Source organism: Desulfatiferula olefinivorans, from assembly GCF_054657895.1.
This window is the reverse complement of sequence record NZ_BAAHXV010000014.1, coordinates 61,447-82,245: the sequence shown is the minus strand read 5'-3', so window position 1 is coordinate 82,245 and position 20,799 is coordinate 61,447. Positions and strand designations below refer to the sequence as shown.

General features: G+C 59.3%; 11 protein-coding genes. 5 read left to right on the top strand and 6 right to left on the bottom strand.

Annotated elements, in window-relative coordinates:
- Positions 1–85: 85 nt before the first annotated feature.
- The gene (locus ACYQ11_RS11745; protein WP_459923977.1) at positions 86–6,466 is read right to left on the bottom strand and encodes an NHL domain-containing protein; all 6,381 of its coding nucleotides are present in this window, start codon (positions 6,464–6,466) and stop codon (positions 86–88) included.
- Between the two features lie 186 nt (positions 6,467–6,652).
- Positions 6,653–7,468, bottom strand: a complete 816-nt coding sequence (locus ACYQ11_RS11740) for a hypothetical protein (RefSeq protein ID WP_459923976.1) — start codon at positions 7,466–7,468, stop codon at positions 6,653–6,655.
- Between the two features lie 544 nt (positions 7,469–8,012).
- Between ACYQ11_RS11740 and ACYQ11_RS11735 the strand changes: the two genes are divergently transcribed.
- The 5 genes from ACYQ11_RS11735 to ACYQ11_RS11715 all read left to right on the top strand — a co-directional run bounded on the left by ACYQ11_RS11735 (position 8,013) and on the right by ACYQ11_RS11715 (position 15,597).
- A complete protein-coding gene (locus tag ACYQ11_RS11735) occupies positions 8,013–8,969 on the top strand; it encodes an alpha/beta fold hydrolase (protein ID WP_459923975.1) in 957 nt (318 codons plus the stop codon).
- Positions 8,970–8,972: 3 nt separating this feature from the next.
- Positions 8,973–10,499 (top strand): B12-binding domain-containing radical SAM protein, encoded by a 1,527-nt coding sequence (locus ACYQ11_RS11730; protein ID WP_459923974.1) that lies wholly within the window; start codon positions 8,973–8,975, stop codon positions 10,497–10,499.
- Positions 10,500–10,609: 110 nt separating this feature from the next.
- Positions 10,610–10,957 (top strand): helix-turn-helix domain-containing protein, encoded by a 348-nt coding sequence (locus ACYQ11_RS11725; protein WP_459923973.1) that lies wholly within the window; start codon positions 10,610–10,612, stop codon positions 10,955–10,957.
- A gap of 15 nt (positions 10,958–10,972) precedes the next feature.
- Positions 10,973–12,220, top strand: a complete 1,248-nt coding sequence (locus ACYQ11_RS11720) for a type II toxin-antitoxin system HipA family toxin (protein WP_459923972.1) — start codon at positions 10,973–10,975, stop codon at positions 12,218–12,220.
- Between the two features lie 20 nt (positions 12,221–12,240).
- On the top strand, positions 12,241–15,597 hold the full coding sequence (locus ACYQ11_RS11715) for a caspase family protein (protein WP_459923971.1): 3,357 nt from the start codon (positions 12,241–12,243) through the stop codon (positions 15,595–15,597).
- Between the two features lie 88 nt (positions 15,598–15,685).
- On the opposite strand, the gene ACYQ11_RS11710 is transcribed toward ACYQ11_RS11715, so the two are convergent.
- The 4 genes from ACYQ11_RS11710 to ACYQ11_RS11695 form a co-directional block, all read right to left on the bottom strand.
- The gene (locus ACYQ11_RS11710; protein WP_459923970.1) at positions 15,686–16,051 is read right to left on the bottom strand and encodes a type II toxin-antitoxin system VapC family toxin; all 366 of its coding nucleotides are present in this window, start codon (positions 16,049–16,051) and stop codon (positions 15,686–15,688) included.
- Between the two features lies 1 nt (position 16,052).
- Entirely contained in the window at positions 16,053–16,247 is a 195-nt protein-coding gene (locus ACYQ11_RS11705) for a type II toxin-antitoxin system VapB family antitoxin (RefSeq protein WP_459923969.1), read from the bottom strand.
- A gap of 166 nt (positions 16,248–16,413) precedes the next feature.
- Positions 16,414–18,672, bottom strand: coding sequence for a glycosyltransferase (locus tag ACYQ11_RS11700; RefSeq protein ID WP_459923968.1), 2,259 nt, complete (start codon positions 18,670–18,672; stop codon positions 16,414–16,416).
- Positions 18,662–19,729: a lysylphosphatidylglycerol synthase transmembrane domain-containing protein gene (locus tag ACYQ11_RS11695; protein ID WP_459923967.1), complete on the bottom strand. Its 1,068-nt coding sequence runs from the start codon at positions 19,727–19,729 to the stop codon at positions 18,662–18,664. Before ACYQ11_RS11695 ends, ACYQ11_RS11700 begins: the two co-directional genes overlap by 11 nt.
- Positions 19,730–20,799: the final 1,070 nt, after the last annotated feature.

Genomic DNA, 20,799 nt, shown 5'->3' with positions numbered 1-20,799 from the left:
GTTCATCACATCCCATTTGTCCGGATTTTTAAAATCCGGTCTCCCGGAAGGGCCGCCGGAGGCAATGATGACGGCCCTTGCCCCGTTACTGAGTGAGCGTCTGTATGGTTCCGGCCACGTCGGTGCCGAAGCCCCAGGTGTTGTCGAAGGTGCTGAAAAATTCGGCAGCGCCTCCGGCTTGGTTCAGGCCCGATATCGTGCTTCGAAGGCCGGACATGCCGTGGACGGCCGTGGCGGTTTTAAAGACGATATCCGCCCCTTTTTTGGTTTTCTGATAGGTCTCGGAACATTCGTTTACGATGTCCACCCCTGCGGCCTCGCGAAGATCTTTGCCCACGTTGCCCGCCAGGCCCGCCGTTACGGTTTCCAGGGCCGAGTCACCGATGGCCCCGCTCGCATCCGCCGCGGCCTGGCTGGACGGCATCAGGTCCAGCACCGCGGTTCCCACCAGTTGCCGGAAGACCGCAGGCGGCGGGAAATTAAGGCCCGTCGGATCGATGCGGTTGACCGGATCGGCCAGGACATAGCTGTAAAGATTGGTGTCCCCGCCCCTGAACAGCAACGGGTCCGCCGTGGTCCACCGGCCTGTTTCGGCGTCGTAGTCCCGGGCTCCGAAACGGACCAGCCCCGTATCCGCATCATACAATCCCCCCGCAAAGCCGAAGGGCTGAAATCCCGGTGCGGTGTCTCCGATCACCCGGCCGAAGGCATCGTAGTCCATGCGCTGGGCAATGGCGCCGTTTGATATGTTCACCACCAGGCGCGGGCTTCCCAGATGATCGCTGATGATCCGGTAGGTGACGCCGCCTTTGATCATCAGCTGGGGCACATGGGCCTTTGCTCCGTAAATGAAGCGGCTGATGACCGTCCCTGCCCCGTCGAGTTCGGCGATGGGCGAAAGGGCGTTCATGTAGATCAGTCCCTGAACCGGGGTTCCGTCCACGGTTTTGCCGATCCGTCGGTTCAGCTCGTCGATTCGATAACCGATGATCCGGCCGTCCGGCAGGGTTACGTTTCGCAGGTTGCCCAGGGCGTCGTAGCCATAGGCGGTAACCTCGGCCCCGACGGTTTTCGTGTGAAGGACCCCGGCTGCGTTGTAGCCGTAATCGGCCCCGCCGCAGGTCAAAAGGCGGTCGCGACCGTCATAGGTCGAAGACACATCGGCCGGTTCACCGATGTAGAGGGTCCGGTTGCTGTTGCCGTCAAAGGTCAGGGCTGCCACCGAAGCCCCGTCCCGGTGCACCTGAGTCAGACGGCCTGTGATGTCGTAGGTATACTGGTAGTCGGTGGTCAGGCCGCCGACGGTTTCGGTAAGGGTCATGATCCGGCCCACGGCGTCATAATCGTAGGCGATGTCCAGAAGGGTTGTTCCGCCGTATGCGGCGGTCATCTGAGTGGGCTCGGCGTACTCGTTGCAGGTGATGGCGGTGGTGACGGCACCGGCGGCCGTCCCGGTGACCAGCCCCTTGGTGTCGCGGGTGACGGCGAGGGCTCCGGCCCCGACCAGCAGGCCGTCATCATCATAGGTGAAGTGGGTCGGCTGACTGCCGTTGACCGTGATGGCGGCAATCTTGAAGTCGTTGCCGTACGTTCCCTGAACGGTGGCTGAAAACGGGCCGGACCAGGCCATGTCGGTCATCAGGAAACCGTCCCATCCGAAGGAGAGGGTGATGCCGTCTGCGCTTAAAAGTTCGGTGAGCATGGCGGTCGGACCGTCGTAGGTCGCCGTCACCGTGTCGTCGGGATAGCTGCATGAGGCAAACCGCCCGGCGGAATCATAATCGATGGTAACGGCGCCGCCGCCGGGCGGTGTGACCACGCTGACCTTGCCGTCATCGTTGTAGGTGAAGGTGGTGGGGCTCCCACCTGGAGGCGTGTAGCTTTCCAATTTGGACAGGCTGGTGTACCCGATGGTGTGCGGGGATTTTCCCGGCGGGGTGACGCCGGTCACGTTGCCGTCCGCATCGTAGGAAAGACCGATCACACGGCCGTCGGGCAGGGTTTTGGTTTCGATCCGTCCGGCCGCGTCCCGTGTGAACCCAGTGATCGCCCCTGCGGGATCCTCGATGGAGGCGACCAGGCCCTCATCGTAGGTCAGATGATAGGCCCGGTCCCCGAGACTGAAGGTCACGGCCCGGCCGTTGCCGTCATAGCCCATGACAACCGGCGCAAGGCCCAGGGTCTGGAGGAGTTCCACCCGCCCTGCGCTGTTGAGGATCAGAACCTTGCTGCGTCCCTCGGGGGTGGTGAAGGTCAGGCTTCCGGCCATGTCGTCATACATCAGGGAGAAGGTTCGGCCGTTTTGCACCATGGTGTCCGTCAGGGTTCCCATGGTCTGTTCCCGCGTCCTCGTCGTCACCCGGGTCAGGCCCGAGGGGGTCTGTTCCATAAGGGATTCGTTGACGGGAACCTGCATGCCGTAACGCGGGTCGGGGCCCTGTTTCCGTGTGACGAGGGTGCCGTCCACATACTGGATCCGATCGATGCCGTCGGGGGATCTGAGCATGGTCTTTTGCCGTCCGAAGGGATAGGTCTTGACGACCCTTCGCCCCCCGTCGTCCAGGTCTTCGACCTCATAGGAGGTAATCCGGCCCATGGCGGTGGTCACGCTGACCCGGAACCCCGTGTTGCCGGGCAGGGTCTCGCGGGTCAGGGCCTGAAATCCCCCGTTCGGTCCGGTGTCCCGGATCAGCCGTCCGGAATCGTCGTACTCAAAGACATACCCGTGACCGTTCGGCGTGGTCATGGACGCCAGACTGCCGTTCTCGTCAATGTAAGTGAACGCATAGGTGTTTCCCAGGGGGTCGACGAGAGCAGACAGAAGCCCGTCGCCATTCACCGAAAAGAGGGTGGGGGTTCCGTCGGGCGGCCGGATGGCCGTGGGGTTGCCCATGGCGTCATGACTGATGACGGTCTCATCCCCGTCGGCATCGATGATCTTCCACAACACGCCGTCGGCATCGTATTCGAAACGCCACAGTTCCGCCGCCGTCCAGATGTCCAGAGTCTTTTCATGGCGGCCGGTCGCATCGAAGATGTAGACCCTGCCGCTATCCGCCACGGTGATGTCTCCGTTTTCACCGAAAACACCGAAGGCGGTGCCGATCTTTTTGACGAAGGCGTTCTGCTCGGAAAAGTAAAGCTGTCGGTCCGGTCCCATGCACAGGCTCATGGGGGTGCCGAGAACGGCCTGGACGGCCGGAATGTCGAAACCGGTTCGGGTGGCCGATGCGCCGCCGCCGATGGTTGCGATGGTGCCGTTTGCGGTCACGTGGCGTATGGTTCCGTCACACCCGATGTAAAGGGTATTGTCGCTGCCCGTACAAAGGGATACCGGCATGGGCAGCCCCGCGTCCACGGCGGGCCCGCCGTCCCCGTCGCTGACCACCGTTCCGTTGCCGGCAAAGGTTGAAACCACCCCGTTGGGCGCAATCCTGATCACGCGGTTTGCGCCCATGTCTCCGATGTACATGCTGCCGTCCGCAGAAAGTGCCATGGCCATGGGCAGATGGAAGGTGGCCGACCGGGCCCGTCCGCCTTCACCGGTGAAGGCTTCCTGATACAGGGGGTGATCCATGGGAATACCGGCAAACAGTGTCAGACGGTCATCGGTGCCGATCTTTCGGACCACGCGGGCATCGGAATCCAGGATATACAGATTCCCGTCCGACGCCAGGGCGATTTTCGAGGCCTCGAAGGCGGCTCCCATGGCCGGGCCGCCGTCCGGTCCGTAGACCGCATCGCCGTCACCTGCCATGGTGTTGATCCTTCCGTCCGGTCCAATGCGGCGGATTCGATCGCCTTCGGAAACGTAGACGCTTTCATCCGGACCCACGGCAAGGGCAAGGGGGGAAACGGAGGCCTGGCTCGCCTCGATGCTGTCCTCGTGACTGCCGGTGAACAGATCACCGGTGACGCGGTAGATCAGGCCGTTTTGTCCGACCTTGAGGATCCCCCGGTAGGGATCGGCAATGTAGATACTGCCGTCGGGCCCAGCAGCGATGTCGTAGATCAGCCCCAGGTTCACCTCCGTGGCCTTTTTCCCATCGTCAGCCCACTGATAAATCGCCATACCGGGGGGCACCGCGCCCGTGCCCGCCGCGACCATGACCAGCGGGCTCGTTTCGTCGGCGGTACTCTGGTCCCCGTTTCCCCGATAAAGGGTCCGGGAAGTCGGGTCATAGATGTGGTGGATGTCGAGGCCCCAGCCGCCCAGGCCGATGCTCCGGGGATCCATGCCTCCGATGTAGACGGTCCATTCGTTCCATAGACCGATCTGCCGGCGGGTATCCACCATGATTTCCGTGGCGGTCACATCGTCGGGAATGGCTTCGCCCCAGCGATCATTGGCCTCGTAGGTGCCGTCATACACATAGCCGACCCGGACGATCATGGGCACACTGCCCTGAACCGCCCGGCCATAGGCGTCCTTTCCGTCCCAGGTAAAGGTGAGCGAGGCGGGGAAGGGAGGATCGATGCCAAAGGTATCTTTCTCGAAATGAAAGGTGTGGGTCTGTCCGGCCACCTCAAGTTCCACCAGGATTCCCTGGAGGCTGGGGGAGACGGTGTCGTCCCAGATCGGAATCTCCTGGGCCCGGGTGAAGGCGGGCATGCGGTTGGACCGGTAGCACAGGTGAAAGGGCAGACCGGCCAGGGGCAGCTCCTCGCCCAGGGCCATGTTGCTGGTGTCGATGACGGACCCGGCCTGCTTGCAGGGATCCGGGCGGTTTTTCTTGTTCGGTTTGAACCAGGGCATATCAGCGTCGTCCGGGGGCCAGGCGCCGAAATTGCAATCCCAGGACGAAAAATGATCGATGGGAACCCGCCAGAGGGTGTCACCCGCGACATAGATCCCTGAGAGCCGGGCCAGTTCCTCATCGGTAAATCCCAGCGCCGCTAAGGTTGCGCCGTCATCCGGCACATCGTCCCCGTCCGTGTCCAGGGTGACGGTATCGGCAAGGACATTCAGAATCCTGATGACCCGGCCGCTTTCGGAGGGGACCCATACCCCCCGGGACTCATCGTAATACCCTGTGGGAACACGGATGCCTGCAGGGAATCCGAGGAAATTGTCAAGGTAGTAGTAAAGGGGCTTGTCGAACACCACATCGGCGGCGCCGGCGCCCACGGCCTCGTCGATGCTCAGATCCATGGCGTAGGTATAGGCGATGTTGGGGGGCATTTCGGCGGGCATTTTTCGCGGGCCCTCATCCCCCACGGTGTATTCCGTCACGCGAAGGGTCATGTCGGCAAGGGCCTGCCGTGTGCCGTCGGCCAGAACCATCTCTCCGGCCGTGCCCGCGGGGACCAGCAGGCGTGCCTGCCTGCTGCCGTCCGCGTCGGTTTCGGCATTGTCCTCGGCCACCTGGACCGTCACCGGCGAAGCCAGGGCAATCGGTGTGGCGCCTGCGTCCCGGGGGATCATCACCACATCATCCACGGTCACATAGTTCTGCCAGGGCACGGTCAGTTGACGCTTGACCGGAAGCAGACCCTCTTTTTCGAAAAAAACCTTGACCAGACCGCCGCCGTTGACGGCCAGGTCGTAAGCCCCGTCGTCCCGGGTGGATGTTCTGCCAAGTTCGGGCCTCCCCAGAACACTGACGGTCACACCGGAAAGGGCATCACCGGTTTCATTCGTGACCCGTCCGCGGAGAACAGCCACGCGCCGGGTTTCGATGGCCCCGCTTTCCACACCCCGTTGCACGGCATCGGGCCCGGTATAGAGAAAGGCGCTGGCCTCAGCCATGGGTGTGGGGGTCCTGGGGTCGATCTCCGGGGCCACCGTCTCCGGGTCAGGGGGGAGGGCGGCGGCGGTGGACACGGTGCGGGACAGGTCGGGCGAGGACAGATTTCCCGCCGCATCGCAGGCTTCCACCGTAAAAAGGTAATCCGTATCAACGGCAAGGCCCATTGCCGAATAGCGGGTGAGGGTTCCGGAAACCGTATCGATCAGCATCTGATCCTTATAGATGCGATAGGTCGAAACGCCCACATTGTCCGTTGCCGCGTCCCAGGTGAGGGTGAGAAACGTGGCTCCGATGTCTTCGGCCGACAGAGCGCTCCCGCCGGCCCAACTCGGCGCTTCGGTGTCCTGGGCAACGATTTCCGTAAAGGTGGCGGTGACCGATTTGTCGCTGTTCATCAAAAGGTTCGCGGGGCTGGTGGTGCCTGACAGGTCGCCGCTCCAGCCGTGGAAGGTCCATCCGGATGCCGGCATCGCCGTCAGAATCACCGTGACTCCCTGATCGAAACGGGTCCCCGGCGGCACCGTGGGAACCGTTCCCTGGCCGACGACGGACACCGTCAGGGTGTACTGGGTGGGCGTTGTCCCGCCCCCGTTTCCACCGCCGCCCCCTCCACCGCCGCTGCTGCCGCACCCGGAAAGGGCGACGAGGATGAGGAAAAGCATGAACGGATAAACACCGCGAAGGACCTGTTGATGAAAAAGACGGGAAAGGATCATGGGGAGCCTCCTTATCAGCGGCGGGCACGTTGACCACCCGTTCGCTGCACTTAGGAAAGGGTACGACGGGATATGAAGAAAAACGCGTCGCCCCGTTGACGGGCGCGCTCTGTTTTGCCCATCTACAGGCGACACAAGGTAGGATGGGCAAAGCAAAGCGTGCCCATCAGGCCATTAAGTTGAACCTCATCGAATCTCCTCCATCACCCGCATCGCACCAAGCCGGGCGGCGATGTCGGGCGGGTTCTGCTCGGAGGGTTCCATCAGGTAATCCGCCTCGAAGGCGAGGACCGCATCGACGGTTCCAAGGGGGCCAGCGCTCATGCCCCGGATCGAATCGAGGCTCCGGGTGAGAAGGGTCGTCATGGTCCAGTCCAGTTTCATGGGGCAGTTGTCGAGTTTGCAGTAGGTTTTGAAGCCGCCCCGAAAAAGTTCCGATCCGGTTTTCCGGTCCGTGATGACCACATCGTCAAACACGATTTCCGTTTCCCAGTAGTTGCCCGAGCTTCCCGCGCCTTCCATGGAACCGCCCAGGCCCCGGCCATAGGTATTGAGCTCGATGGACTTTATCGTTCCGGACAGAGAAAACCGGGCCTTGTCTTCGGCGGCAAGATGGCGGGATCGTGGAATCAGGACGTGCTTGAGGTAGGATTCAGGAATATAAACCGAGGCGCCCTGCCGAACGAATTCGTCAATGAAGGCGTAGCGGACCACATCGCGCAGGCTGCCGTACAACTCGTGTTTCTGTTCGCCGGACAGCCCGAAAATCCAGGGCTGCCGGACCTGGAGCAGGCCTTCGTGATGGCCGCCTTTGATCACCGTCGCCTCGGTTGAAAAGGGCCTGATGGCGATTTTAAAGGCCTTGGCGTTCCCGGCAGCCGCCGCGGCCGGAGGAAAAATCGTGGCCGGCAGGGACCGGGTGGCCCCGCATTTGGCGACGGCACAACCGGAGGCCATGAACAACAGAAGAAAAAGAAACAGATACCGGTTTCTTATCATCATGGCGCTATCCCGTCTGTGTGATATGTGAGCTGGGCGGGTGTCCTGTAAAACGGATCATCCGTCATGCGGATCGTTCAACGAACTGTTTGATCATATACCTGTGAGCTGAACAGGTCAAACAAAAATCCCGCACAGGGACGCACAGATGAAGGAGATTGTTTCAACCCCGCCACCGAACGCCAAAACGACCGCCCGGCCTATTGTTTCATTATGATCGATAAAACACATGGGCCTCTTCCTGCGGGACGGATTCATGCCGTTCACGTTTACGGTCACGAGCACGTTCACGACGGCGGCCGACGATGCAACCGGCGTGGGACGAGACTCTCGATCAGGTGCCGGTCTCCCGTGCTTTTGCGCGTGAACGAATGCGACATGCGGTTGCCCTTGTTCCAATACCCCGCCCGCTTGCGGCGGAGTCGTTTATTCTCCGCGCCTTTTGGTGAATTGCCGACCATCCGCGGATCAAGATTAACGTTGTATTTTCGTGCAAACTGTGTGTATTGGTTAGTCCGTTTGTCGAATACCATTCAGGGAGGTTGATATGAAAGCGATGACGGGGTTTGTCCTGGGATGGATGCTTGTTCTTTTTACCGGCTGCGGACTGTTCAACCCCCGGCTTCCCTCCGGGGAGATGCCGGATACGGGCCCCCATGACCGCTTTGTGTCGGTCAAGGGGGTGAATTATCATTACACCGAGTATGCGGGAAAGGGTAAGACCGTGGTGCTGCTGCACGGGTTCGGCTCGTCCGCCTACACCTGGGAAAAGGTGGCGCCTGTTCTGAATCGGGAAGGGTATCGGGTGCTGGCCCTGGACCTCAAAGGCTTTGGCTGGTCGGAGAAGCCTCTCGATGAGCGCTATCATGTGATGGATCTGATGGAAGACGTGGATGACTGGATGGAGGTGATGAACATCACCGGTGCCGTGGTGGTGGGCAACTCCATGGGCGGGGCTATCACCGCCCTGTTGTCCAGGGAGCATCCGGGGCGGGTGTCGTCCATGGTTCTTTTGGATGCCGGGGGCTATCCCATGAAACTGCCGTTCCCGATCAAAATGGCCCGGATGCCCATGTCCGGTGTGTTTTCCAAACTGTTTTTCGGGCGCTGGCTGGTCCGGAAAAGCCTCCGTGAGGTCAGCTACAATGCCGATACCGTCACGCCCGAACGGGTCGAGGCCTATTACCGTCGGCTGTGCACGGAAAACGCCCAGGCCGTTCAGATCAAGACGGCAAGGTCCATCGATTTCAGCAAGGAATCTCCCGTCATGGCAGCCAACCGGGGCAATCAGACGAAAGCCCTGATCATCTGGGGGCGTGACGATGCCTGGATTCCCCTGGAGACCGTGGGTTACCGCTTTCGTCAGGATCTGGTCAATTCGGTGCTGGCCGTCATTCCCGAATGCGGCCATGTGCCCCAGGAGGAAAAACCAGGCGAGGTGGCCCGGCTGATTCTGGATTTCATGGCAGGCCGGCCCATCCGCGACGACGGCGCCCATCTCTGATCGATGATCAGGCACATCGCTTTGATCAGTCCTTTGGACTGTTTTGACAATTACGGACTGCGTTCCCTGTCCGCGTATCTGAAGGCCCGGGGCATCCGGACCACGATGATTTTCCTGCCCAGATACGCGGAAATCTGGAAGATCGTACTGTATCAGGACCGGCCCGGGCTTTACGACCCGCAGCTTCTCGATGCCGTCAGCGCCTGTGCGGCCGGATGCGACGCCATCGGCATCACCATGATGAGTACGGACAGGGACCGGGTCAGGTGTCTGACCGAGCATCTGAAATCCCTGGGAAAACCGATCATTCTGGGCGGGGTCCATCCGTCCTCCTTTCCCGAAGACGCCCTTACGCTGGCCGATCATGTGGTGGTCGGGGAGGGGTATGAGCCGCTTTACGAGTGGTGCACAGATCCCGATAATGCCCAGATCGCCAATCTCTGGAGCCGAAGGCAAGACGGGTCGATCATCCGGAACGATATCCGACCCGCCGTCACCGACATCGACAGCCTGCCCTTTCCCGACTACGGCCCGGAGAATCATTTCATCGCCCAGGGCAGCCGCCTGATGCCTCTGGACCGGCGCCTGCTCAGAAAATACATGGGCCGTTATTATTCCGTGTTCACCAGCCACGGCTGTCCCTTTGAATGCAGTTACTGCATCAACAGCCGCTACAAGAAGCTGGGCAAGGGCTACGACAGATTCCGGTATCACAGCGTGGAGTATGTGATCGGTGAATTGAAACACGCCCTTCGTCTGTCGCCGGATCTCCAGTTTGTGAGCATTCCCGACGACGGATTCATTTTTCATGACGAAAGCTACATCGAGGCGTTTTCCGACGCCTACAAACGGGAGATCGGACTGCCGTTTGCCGTGATGGGAATCATTCCCTCCTTTCTGACCCGCAAGAAGCTGGATTGCCTTGTCCGGGCCGGGATGATCCGAACCCGCACCGGTTTTCAGTCGGCCTGCCCCGGTACCCTGAAATCCTACCGGAGGCCCCCGCTGGTCTCGAAATTTGTCGAATGTCATGACCTGCTTTCCTCCTATCCCCGGATGGTCTTTCCCTATTACGACCTGATCATCGATAACCCGCTGGTGGATACGGAAAAGGACATGGTCGATTCCATTGAATTTTTGTTGACCCTCAACGGGCCGTTCACCCTGATTCTTTACTCCCTGCGGATGTACTGCGGCACCGAACTCTACGAAAAGGCCAAGGCCTTCGACCTGGATCCCTGGTACTACCATTCCCACTACGGCAATTACTCGCGAGGTCTTCTGACGCTCATCATCATGGTCATTCAGGCGACCAATTGTAAACCCCTCGCCCGGTATCTGCTTGCCGTGTACCGACGACGCGGCAACATCGCCTGTCCGGCCGTTGTCTTCAAAAGCATGACCGCCCTCTGGCTGATCCGTCAGGGCATCGAGCACATAAGGAAAGGCGATCCCAGCACCGTGCCGGGCCTTGTCGCCCGGCTGTTTATCAGGAAGCGTCGTGCGGTTTTTCTGGAACGGCGACAATAGCGCGTGATGCATGATGTTTTGGATGGGTGGGTCGTCGGGGAAAAACGGACTTGGCTTTTGGCTAATATTGGGTTATATAATACCCATAAACTAATTTTAAGGTGGCATATATGGCACGAAATTCAGCAAGTCGTTCGGGCCTTCCCCTGACGGTGACGACGGCTGTGGAAAAAGTGGGGGCGCAGATCCGTCTGGCACGGAAGAAAAGAGGGATGACCATGGAGGAGATGGCCGACCGGATGTTTGTGACGCGCAAGACCCTTCAGAGGCTTGAAAACGGTGAGCCCTCGGTGGGATTCGGCGTTGTGGCATCGGCCTTGCTCGTTCTGGGTATGGAGGGCGATCTGGTGAAGCTGGCCGACCCCTCCGCCGATCATGTGGGGGCCGTGATTGAAAAGGAAGCCTTCGACCGGAAAAAACGCGTGCGGAAGAAGAAAACCGTGGACATGGATTTCTGACGGGAAAGGTGATGGATGGCCAGAACGGATAGCGCCTATGTTTTTATTTTTCTCGGCGGCAGGTGGGTGCCCTGCGGATACCTGACGGTTCATGAAGATACCCGCACGGTGTTCTCCGAATTTGAATACGGTCGAAAATACCTGGAACGGCCCGATGCCGTTTCCCTTGATCCGGTTCAGCTGCCCCTGGGCCCCGGCCTGTTCCGAACCCCTCAGGGGACGGCGGTTTTTGGCGGATTGAGGGATACGGCGCCGGACAGCTGGGGAAGGCATCTGCTCGACCGGGCGGCGGAGCCTTCCAAACCCACGGAATTCAACTATCTGACCGCCATTCCCAATAACGATCGGGTGGGGGCGGTGGCCTTCGGGAAACGGCTGGAGGACGGTCCTGCCCCCATTCATCCCGGCTGGAAAAACTATCCGCCGGACGGCGTTTCCCTGAATCTCGAACAGATGATTCATGTGTCGGATTACCTTATCGACGATCGGGATATTCCACCGGAATACCGTCGTTTTCTATTCCGCGGCTCCTCGCTCGGAGGGGCTCAGCCCAAGGCGCCGACTGTTTTCGAGGGGCAGCCCTGGATCGTCAAGTTCGGCCGGGAGCTGGAAGGCTGGAGCACCTGTCGGATCGAGCATGCAACCATGCGCCTTGCAGGGATGTGCGGAATTAACGTTCCCGAAACCCGCACACTTTCCGTAAGGAACCGCGATGTCTACCTGATCCGCAGGTTCGACCGGGACCCCGACTGCGGCCGTATCCATTACATCTCCGCCGCCACGCTTCTGGGGACAAGCCAGATGGATGGGGGATCGTATCAGGATATGGCGGCCCAGATGCGCAAATACCTGGCTGCGGACCGTCTTCGGAGCGATCTGGCCGAGCTTTTCAGGCGGATGGTGTTCAATATTTTGTGCAACAATTCCGATGATCATCTTAGGAATCACGGCTTTTTGTATGTGCCTGGGACGGGCTGGACCCTTTCACCGGCCTTTGACATCGTTCCCCAGCCGGACATGGGCCCGGGCGAGCGACGGACGCTGACCCTGGGCGTGGGAAAGGATGGATCGCGGAATGCCACCCTTGAAAATGCCCTGAGCGTTGCCGGGGTGTTCGGCCTTCCGGACGACGAGGCCCGGGTATTGATCGACACCCTTAAGCACCTTTTTTTGTCTCAATGGAAAAAGGTCTATGCCGAATGCGGTGTTCCCCAAAAAGATTTCAATCATTTGTCCCAGGCGTTTATCAATCATCTGGCGTGAACATGCTGAAAGGTTCCCTTATGAAACAGGTGAATGTATTCAAGGGCGTTTTCATGGCGGCGATGCTTAGCTTCGTCATCGCGTGGGGTTCATGCGGGAAAAAAACCAGACTGGAGGACTATGTTCCCGATGCGGCGGTGTCGATTCCGCAGGAATCCGTTCTCATCAAATCGGCCGCCGCAGACGGCGTCGATGCGGTTCCGGAGATTTTCGTCCAGATGGGGCATACGGATGACGGGTACACGGCCAACACCGTGGCCGCCTTCACCCCGGACGGTCATCATGTGGTGACGGGCAGCAAGGACAGGACCATCCGGCTCTGGGAAACGGAATCGGGCCGTGAGGTGAAAATATTCCGGTGCCGGGACGAGGCGGTCTATCTGGCCGTCAGCCCCGATGGCCGGTATCTGGCCGGAGGCAGTCGGAACCGCGGCTCCAACATCACCATCTGGGACATGATAACGAGCAAGGTGGTGCAGACCTTTTCCATCGATGTGATAAACGGGGCGCCCGTGGTCTTTCTTCCGGACGGAAAGCGTCTGCTCGGCGGCGGCAACGACGGCCTGATACGCTTGTGGGACATCGCCTCGGGCCGGGTGCTCCGGGAGTACCCGACCGAAATTTACGGTGATGTGTATCAGCTGGTTCTGACCCCGGATGGAAAAAACGTCGTGGCTGCCTACAGAGGCTATGATGAAGATAAGGCCGGGAAGGTGACGACGATCCGGGTCTGGGACATCGAGACCGGCGAGAACACGCTTTCCATGAACACCGGCCATGTGTGGACCGTGGCCCTTTGCCTCACGCCCGACGGCAGGGCGCTTTTTTCCAGCGACTGGGGGCAAAGCACGGTCACGGTCTGGGATATGCTGACCGGGGACCTGATCCGTTCTCTCGAGAATGTTGAGGCCTCGGCCATCGATATCAGTGCGAACGGAACTTACGCCCTGTTCGGCGGGTACATGCAGGCCCACCTGATCGAACTTGCAACGGGAAAAAAGATCCGTTCGATCACGACGGGGATCCATGACTGGGTCGAGTCCATCCGGTTCAGCCCCGACGGCCGTTTCGCCCTGGTCGGCGATCAGGTTCCCCGGCCCGGTCTGTGGGATCTGGAGTCAGGCACACGGCGTCACGCCTTCGGCGGATATAGCGGAGAGGTCGTGGCCCTGGGCCTGACCGGGGCGGACGATACGCTGGTGGCCGCCTACGGAAACAGCCGCATGGCGGCCTTTTGGGATATCCGAAACGGCATGATGGTCAAACGGGTCATCGATGCCCCGGCCCACCTGATCAACGATGCGGCCGTCAGTCCGGACGGGCGTAAGGCGGCGTTCAGCGGCTGGGACATGGAAACCCGAAACGCCTGTGTGTCGATTTGGGATACGGTCGGGAATTCCCACCTCGTCACGCTGTACCCCAAAGAACCGATGAGTGTTCATGCCCAATCTCCGGTGTGGATGAATCAGGGCCGACGCATCGCCTGGGCGATAGGCGGGAGTCTGATCATCAGCGATTCAATAACGGGCGATGAGATTAAGCATTATCGTCTGGGTTTCAGCGACATACGGTCCATCGCCACCGATCCGTCGGAACGCTTCTTCCTGGTCCTGAACGGTCTTCGGGAAACACTTCTGGTCGATGCCGACACCGGCGCCCTGGTGAAAACCTTCAAGAACGCCCTGGGCGCCTTCGGCAGGAACGGAAAAACCCTGCACACGCTGTCGATCACCTCCAACACCATAGGTGAGGCCCGCGGGACGGACCTTGACACGCTGACGGAGACGTATTCGTTTTCCTTTGGCTTCCAGGGGACCGTCCGGGAGGATTATGCGACGACTTACATTGACTATTACAACGACATCAAACAGTTGACGGCAGGTCGCGATGGCGGGAGTCTGTTTTTTGCCGATACCCTCAATCACGCGGTGTATCACATCGATGTGAACAAAAAAAAGGTCACCCCCCGTTTTAAAGGCCATACCGACACGGTTACCCGGCTTGCCGTGACGGCGGACGGGCGGTTTCTCTGCTCGTCCGGCCATGACGGCACCACGCGGCTCTGGGACCCCGAAACCGGGGCCGAGGTCATCCGGTTCGTCGCATTTTCAGACGGCGAGTGGATCGCCGTCACCCCGGACGGCCACTTCAGCGCCTCGGTGAACGGAGCCGGCTATGTGAACGTCCGGGTGGGGAACCGGGTCTACAGTATCGATCAGTTTGCCGAAACCTTCTATGATCCGGCGTACGTTGCGGCGGTTCTTCACGGAAAGAAAAAAACGGTCACAGACGATATCCGTTCCGGGGTGTCGCTCCCGCCTGCGGTCGCCATTGATTCGCCCGCAGATCAGCTCGAGGTCAAAACCGATGAGATCACCGTCACGGTATCGGCCCGGGACATGGGCGGCGGGATCGACGGGATCAGACTCTACCACAACGGCAAAGCCGTGGGGGAGGATCGCCGGGCCATTTTGAAAACAAAGGCCGAGGATGATCCGGTTGTCAGGAAAACCTATACCCTCACCCTGACGAGCGGGCAAAACGCCCTTCGTGCCGTGGGGTTCAGCCGTGACCGGATTGAATCCGCCCCGGCGGATATCTCGGTTTTCCTGCGCGCTTCGGAAAAAAAGTCGACCCTTTACGTTCTTTCCGTGGGCATCAACCGTTATAAAAATCCGGCCCTGAACCTGAATTACGCCGTGCCCGACGCCCGGGCCGTCGCAGATTTTTTCAAAGAGCACGGCGATGAGCTGTTCAAGACCGTTGAGGTTTCAGGTCTGTACGATGAGACGGCCACCCGCGAGACCCTGGTGTCCCGCATGAACGATCTGTCGCTCACCCAACCCCAGGACGCGGTGGTGATCTATCTGGCCGGGCACGGCGAAAACATAGGCGACGCCTGGTATTTCCTGCCCCATGAGCTGATCTATCCCGAACGGGAAGACTGGATCAAAGACAAAGCCCTGTCGTCGGGGGATCTGGCCGACGCCCTGCGGACGATCACCGCCCGCAAGGTGCTGGTTCTGATCGACGCCTGCAAGGCCGGGGCGGCATTGACAGCCTTCCGTGGATTCGAGGACCGCAAGGCCCTGGCCCAGTTGTCCCGGGCCGCCGGAGTCCATGTGGTGGCCGCCTCGACCAGGGATCAGCTCGCCGCCGAAGTGACGGACCTCGGGCACGGGGTGTTCACCCATACGCTCCTCGAAGGCCTGAGCGGCAGGGCCGCCGGCCCCGACTCCCCCGTGACGGTCCGCAAACTCATGGCCTACATCGAGGAAACCCTGCCCGAGATGACCTTGCGCTACCGTCAGGAAGCCCAGTTCCCCGTCGTCGACTCCCGGGGCATGGATTTCCCGTTGGTGAAGGGGAAACGGTAGGGGCGTCAGGACGGACGGCGTTATGTATGAATGATGATTATGAGAATGATTGCGTTTTTGTTGTCGTCATATGGGGAAAAAAGGCGGGTCAGGTCCGTGGATACGAAATACCCAGTTCTTCAGCGGCTTCGTTTAGACGGCGATCGTAAGTCCAGAGAAAAACATTGCCTATTATTGCAGCGGCTAATAAATGAATGTCGACGTATCCGAGTCCTCGGCCCATCAATTGTTTGTTTTCAATAAACGCTAACAGTTCAGATGGTTCAACAAAAGGTGTTGAGGGAAGTGCCTGAAGAAGAGTCAGAATTTCAGACCGATTCCCTAAGTTCCCGCACGCCAATTCTCCAATGATAAAGGGATGGCAAACGATAAAACCAACATTCAAGCGGGAAATTAGCTCGGCATCCGACTCCCTGAAATGTTTGATCCAGACATTTGTATCGGCAAGAATCATGCTACAAATCCGATCGTCGGCGCCGTGGCATTTGAATGTTTTTCTCACTCCCGCCAAGCACGGCGAGGCGCTTACTGCTTTCCAGGCTGATCAGGGTTTCCAGCCCTTTTCGAACAAGGGCTGTTTTTTCTTGTATTCCGGTCAGTTTTGATGCCTTTTCGACAAGGGCGTCTTCAATATTTAATGTTGCTCTCATGGTTTAACCTCACATGGATATTCATGAATGATTTATCAAATAATGAATCATAAGAATGAATAATGCAATCGTTTTTAAAAATGGCGGGCATGTGTCCGGTTTCGTATTTCAATCCGGTCACATGCGGTTGTTTTGTCGGGATGATGGCGGGGTGCTCATCCGCCGCTCATTTGCCTGCGTCTTTGTGATGACGTTTCTGGGGCAGGGGGTGCTTGACGCGGGCGGAGAAGATGTGGGCGTAGACGCGGGTCATGTCGTAGCCGAATCGTTCGATGCTGTAGGAACGGGCGAATCGCCCGGCGTTGTCGGACAGGGTTTTTCGTAAGGTTTCGTCGGTTAAAAGCCGCTCGATGGGCTCGCACCAGAGGGCGGGGTTCAGCCGGGTTTTGTAGCCGTTCATGTCGTTCTGGACAAATTCGTCGATTCCCGAGGAGCGGACGGCCACCACCGGAAGCCCGGCGGCCATGGCTTCGAGGATCACCATGCCCTGGGTTTCGGCGCGGGATGCAAAGACGAACACATCACCCAGGTGGTAATAAACGGGGATGTCCATGGGCGAGACGGCGCCCAGCAGACGGACCCGGTTTTCAAGGCCCAGGACCCGGATTTTTTCGTCGAGGGCTTCCCGCTCGGGCCCGTCACCGATGATCAAGAGGGTAAACGGCGTGCTCTGGCGCCTGCTCAGTTCATGGACGGCGTCTAAAATGAAGCCGATGTTTTTTTCCCGGCTCAGGCGGGAGACGCTGATCACAATCCGCTTGTCATTCAAACCGAGGCGGGTGCGCAGGGCGGCCACGGCCCTTTCGTCGACCCGGGCGAAACTGTCGTAGTCGATGCCCGTGGGCTGGACAAAGATCGGCCGTTTGACGCCGATTATCCGCAGATAATCTTCGGCGGCTTCGGTGGGCACCACCACGCCGTCGCAGCGGTTGGCGAACCGCCGGATCAGGCGATGGGAGATGAGGTTCCGGAACAGGGCCTCGGGCAGGGGCACGAAATGGGAAAAATGCTCAAGCCGGGTGTGGTAGGTATAGATCGCGGGAACCTTGAGACGCCGGGCGATGAACAGTCCCATGCGCCCCAGCCAGAACGGATGGTGCAGGTGAACGATATCGGGCCGGAAGGCAAAAACGGTCCGGAACAGCCGGAGCGAAAAGATGTTGACGATGGGGTAATCGCTGGTTTCCCGGAAAGGGATGAGAAGGGGCAGGCGCAGGGTGTCGTTTTCCCGATCGGTTTCGGGCGTGTCCGGAAACCGGGGACCCGCGACCAGAACCTTGTGGCCCATGGCTTTCAGCCCCTGCCTCAAGCGATCGACGGACACGGGCACCCCGCCCACAAAGGGCAGCAGGGTGTTGGCGAACATGGCCACCTTGAGGGGTCGGTTGAGAAAGGGCTCGATATCCAGGTCGAAATTGGGGTAGTAATCCCGTTCGGTGAAAATCTGAACGTATAACCAGATGGCGACGATGATCAGCACGCTGATCAGAAGCAGGAAATTCATGTACCCCACGTAGACCAGGGAATGAACGAAAAACCACAGGCTTTCAAGCGTCCGGAAAACGGGATGCTGGCCGATGGACAGGCGCTCGGGGGAGATCACCACCCGGTCCTTGTCCACGTCCACCGTAATGTAATGGTAATAGCTCCGGTCGTTGTTCAGGACCAAGCCCCCCGCGCCGCCGGTGACCACGTAGTCGGTTCCGGCGACGGTTTGTCTGGAAAACAGGGGCAGGTTGGATGAGAACACCGCATCGACCCCGGCGCCTTCGATCAGGGCGGCAAACCGGTCCCGGGCGCGTTCGTCAAGAAGATACCGGTTGTCGAAATCCAACACGCCCGTGCGGTCCACCTCCTTGATCGGATGTCCGCTGAAGACGAAGACGTGGTTGTTTGAAAGGGCCAGTTCCTCGTCGAGCCAGCGGTACTGCCAGGCCCAGGATGTTTTCCCCGTGCTGTCGAGGAAGATGAACCGGCTGCCGGCGGCTGAAAAGGAAAAATGGTAGGGGCCGAAATGATCGTAGAACCTGAAACTTCCGATGGCGCTGTATTCGTTTTCCCCGAAGGTCAGAAGATAGGGAATGGAAAGGCGGGACAGGGTGCCGTAAAGGGCCCGGTACTTGTCATCGCCGCCGTTTCTCACGGCATTGCCGGCGGAGATCATGAAATCCGCGCCGCTTTTGTTGATCAGCGGGAGGATTTTCCGCTCGAAAATTCCCACCGAATTGTTGATGTTGCCCACGACGATGAACCGATAGGAACTCTTTCCAGAAAGCGCGGCTTCGATCCGTTCGATCTGGTCGGCGTGGACCGCCTCGAAGTCCTGCGAGAAAACATGCAGGTAGACCTTGATGCCGATCAGAAGGCCGACAATGGCGATGTTGAAATAAAAAAGCAGTTTCAGGTGATGCCGTTTACGCGCCATGACGTCCTTTCCGCCGGGCCATTTCCGCGACGGTCACCGGCACGCCGATCAGCATGCCCAGATAGATGGTCATCAAGCGCCAGCCGACCATGACGGGCACCAGATCGCCGGGGCGGATCATCGACGCGAAAAAGAGCGTGAACAACGCTTCGGCGATGCCCGAGGCCCCCGGTGTCGGTGAAAAATACATGACAAAGGTCGCCGCAATCATCAGGCAAAGCACGGCCGGGTAATCGACCGGATACCCCAGGCTCCACATCAGAAAGGCGGGGAAGGAAAAAAACGTCATAAGGAAGACCGCCGTATAAACCACGGACAAAAGCACATGACGCCGCGGCCCGGTCAGGTAGTCGCGTATCCCCCGGGAAAAAAGACGCAGTTCGCGACGCACGGCAATCCGCAGGCGATCCGTGCGTGACGGTCCGATCAGTCGGCCGAGTACCCCAATCCGGAGAAGGCGGTCGATGATCCGGATGAATCCGTCGATTCTGAAAATCATCAGGAAAAACAAAGCAAGGCCCAGACAGGCGAAGACGGCAAAGGAAACGGTCAGGCCCTGTGTCAGCGGACTGTCCTTGAGTGAAGGCATGGTCCGAAGCAGAAGCGGGGCCGGAATGAAAATGAAGAGCATGGCCAGAACGGTGCGAAGGGTGGTGGCCGCCGTGGCCGCCCCAAGGGGAACGCCGTGCCGTCTCAGGTACCAGATCTGGGCGAAGCCGCCGCCGCCTGCCATGGGGGTGATGTTTGAAAACAAAATGTTGATGAAGACCAGGCGCCCCATATGGCGTCCGGAAACGGAATGCCCCAGGGCTTTGAGGGTGTGATGAAGGCGCAGGCCGTCACAGGTAAAATACACCGCAAGCAGGCCCGCGGCCCCGATCAGGAAGGGCCAGGGGGGCAGGCGAAACGTCCAGGATGCGGCCTGTTCCGTGCATTGTCTGAAAATGACCCAGGGCGTCCCGACGCTGAGAACCAGAAACAGCCCGATGAAACAGGTCAGGCGAAACCGGCCGAGACGGGCAAGGGGTTCGGATGTGGAAACTCGGCTGTCGGTCATGGCGCTGCGCACCTCATGGTTCGTCCGTACCGGCGGGTCCGGCCCCGATGTCTCCGGCCCTTGGCCTCCGCCGATCCCCACCCCCCCGGCATCTTCCGGCACGTCCGGTTTTCCCCGGGGAGCATCCTCTCATAATGCAGTCCTCCCGGCCTTGTCAATCGCTTTTCCGGGCAGGGCCAGGGCAATCGCATGTACTGTTCGTTCACGAGCACGAGCACGGCAGGCCGAGACCGGCTCGACCGTCTCATCCCACGCCGATTGAACCATTTGACGGTTGCATTTACGTGTTGCCTTCCGGCATCGTGAACGTGCTCGTGCTCGTGACCGTAAACGTGAACGGCATGATCCGTCCCGCAGAATAAGGCCCATGTGTTTTAAAGATCATACATGCGATTGCCCTGCGGGCAGGGCAATCGCATGATTCATAGCCGGCAGGAAATACACCGCGCAAGCACACGACACCCCCTTTGTGTCTTTGTGTCTCCGTGTCTCCGTGAGAAATTACATAGGCCGTCCCCTTCGGCGACGCCGGTTTATCCGCTCTCACAGAGGCACAAAGACACAGAGAATCGCCGGACATGCCGGGGCATGTCGAACGGCAACGCCCCATGCCGTGACAGAGATGAGGTTTTGGGATACGGAAAAAAAGGTTTTCTCGGGAGAGGTCCCATTGCCTTCATGCCGCACCCGGGAATGCCCGGTCGTCCCCGTCACCGGCATGGCCGTTGATATGTAAATGACAACCCCATGAAAAAAAGGTACCGGCGAGCAAACAATTCCCTGAAACACCCGTCCTCCATAATTCCCACTAAACCGGTCGGAATTTGTCTCATAAACGAAAAACCCCCAAAAACATAGACCGAAGCCATCTTCATGATTTCACAGGGCAAATAAAATGAAGGACCCGTCAAATAATCATGGACAGGATTCGACTGATCGGGTTAAGAGTTTTACTCAATGCCGGTAACATAAGCCCCTGATGGGCACGCTGCGCTTTGCCCATCCTACGGACGACACAATTGTAGGATGGGCAAAGCAACGCGTGCCCATCATCTGATACAACGACATTT

Excerpts from the sequence above, each read along its gene's own strand:
- ACYQ11_RS11745 (WP_459923977.1), bottom strand. The coding sequence starts at position 6,466 with ATGATCCTTTCCCGTCTTTTTCATCAACAGGTCCTTCGCGGTGTTTAT.
- ACYQ11_RS11740 (WP_459923976.1), bottom strand. The coding sequence starts at position 7,468 with ATGATGATAAGAAACCGGTATCTGTTTCTTTTTCTTCTGTTGTTCATG.
- ACYQ11_RS11735 (WP_459923975.1), top strand. The coding sequence starts at position 8,013 with ATGAAAGCGATGACGGGGTTTGTCCTGGGATGGATGCTTGTTCTTTTT.
- ACYQ11_RS11730 (WP_459923974.1), top strand. The coding sequence starts at position 8,973 with ATGATCAGGCACATCGCTTTGATCAGTCCTTTGGACTGTTTTGACAAT.
- ACYQ11_RS11725 (WP_459923973.1), top strand. The coding sequence starts at position 10,610 with ATGGCACGAAATTCAGCAAGTCGTTCGGGCCTTCCCCTGACGGTGACG.
- ACYQ11_RS11720 (WP_459923972.1), top strand. The coding sequence starts at position 10,973 with ATGGCCAGAACGGATAGCGCCTATGTTTTTATTTTTCTCGGCGGCAGG.
- ACYQ11_RS11715 (WP_459923971.1), top strand. The coding sequence starts at position 12,241 with ATGAAACAGGTGAATGTATTCAAGGGCGTTTTCATGGCGGCGATGCTT.
- ACYQ11_RS11710 (WP_459923970.1), bottom strand. The coding sequence starts at position 16,051 with ATGATTCTTGCCGATACAAATGTCTGGATCAAACATTTCAGGGAGTCG.
- ACYQ11_RS11705 (WP_459923969.1), bottom strand. The coding sequence starts at position 16,247 with ATGAGAGCAACATTAAATATTGAAGACGCCCTTGTCGAAAAGGCATCA.
- ACYQ11_RS11700 (WP_459923968.1), bottom strand. The coding sequence starts at position 18,672 with ATGGCGCGTAAACGGCATCACCTGAAACTGCTTTTTTATTTCAACATC.
- ACYQ11_RS11695 (WP_459923967.1), bottom strand. The coding sequence starts at position 19,729 with ATGACCGACAGCCGAGTTTCCACATCCGAACCCCTTGCCCGTCTCGGC.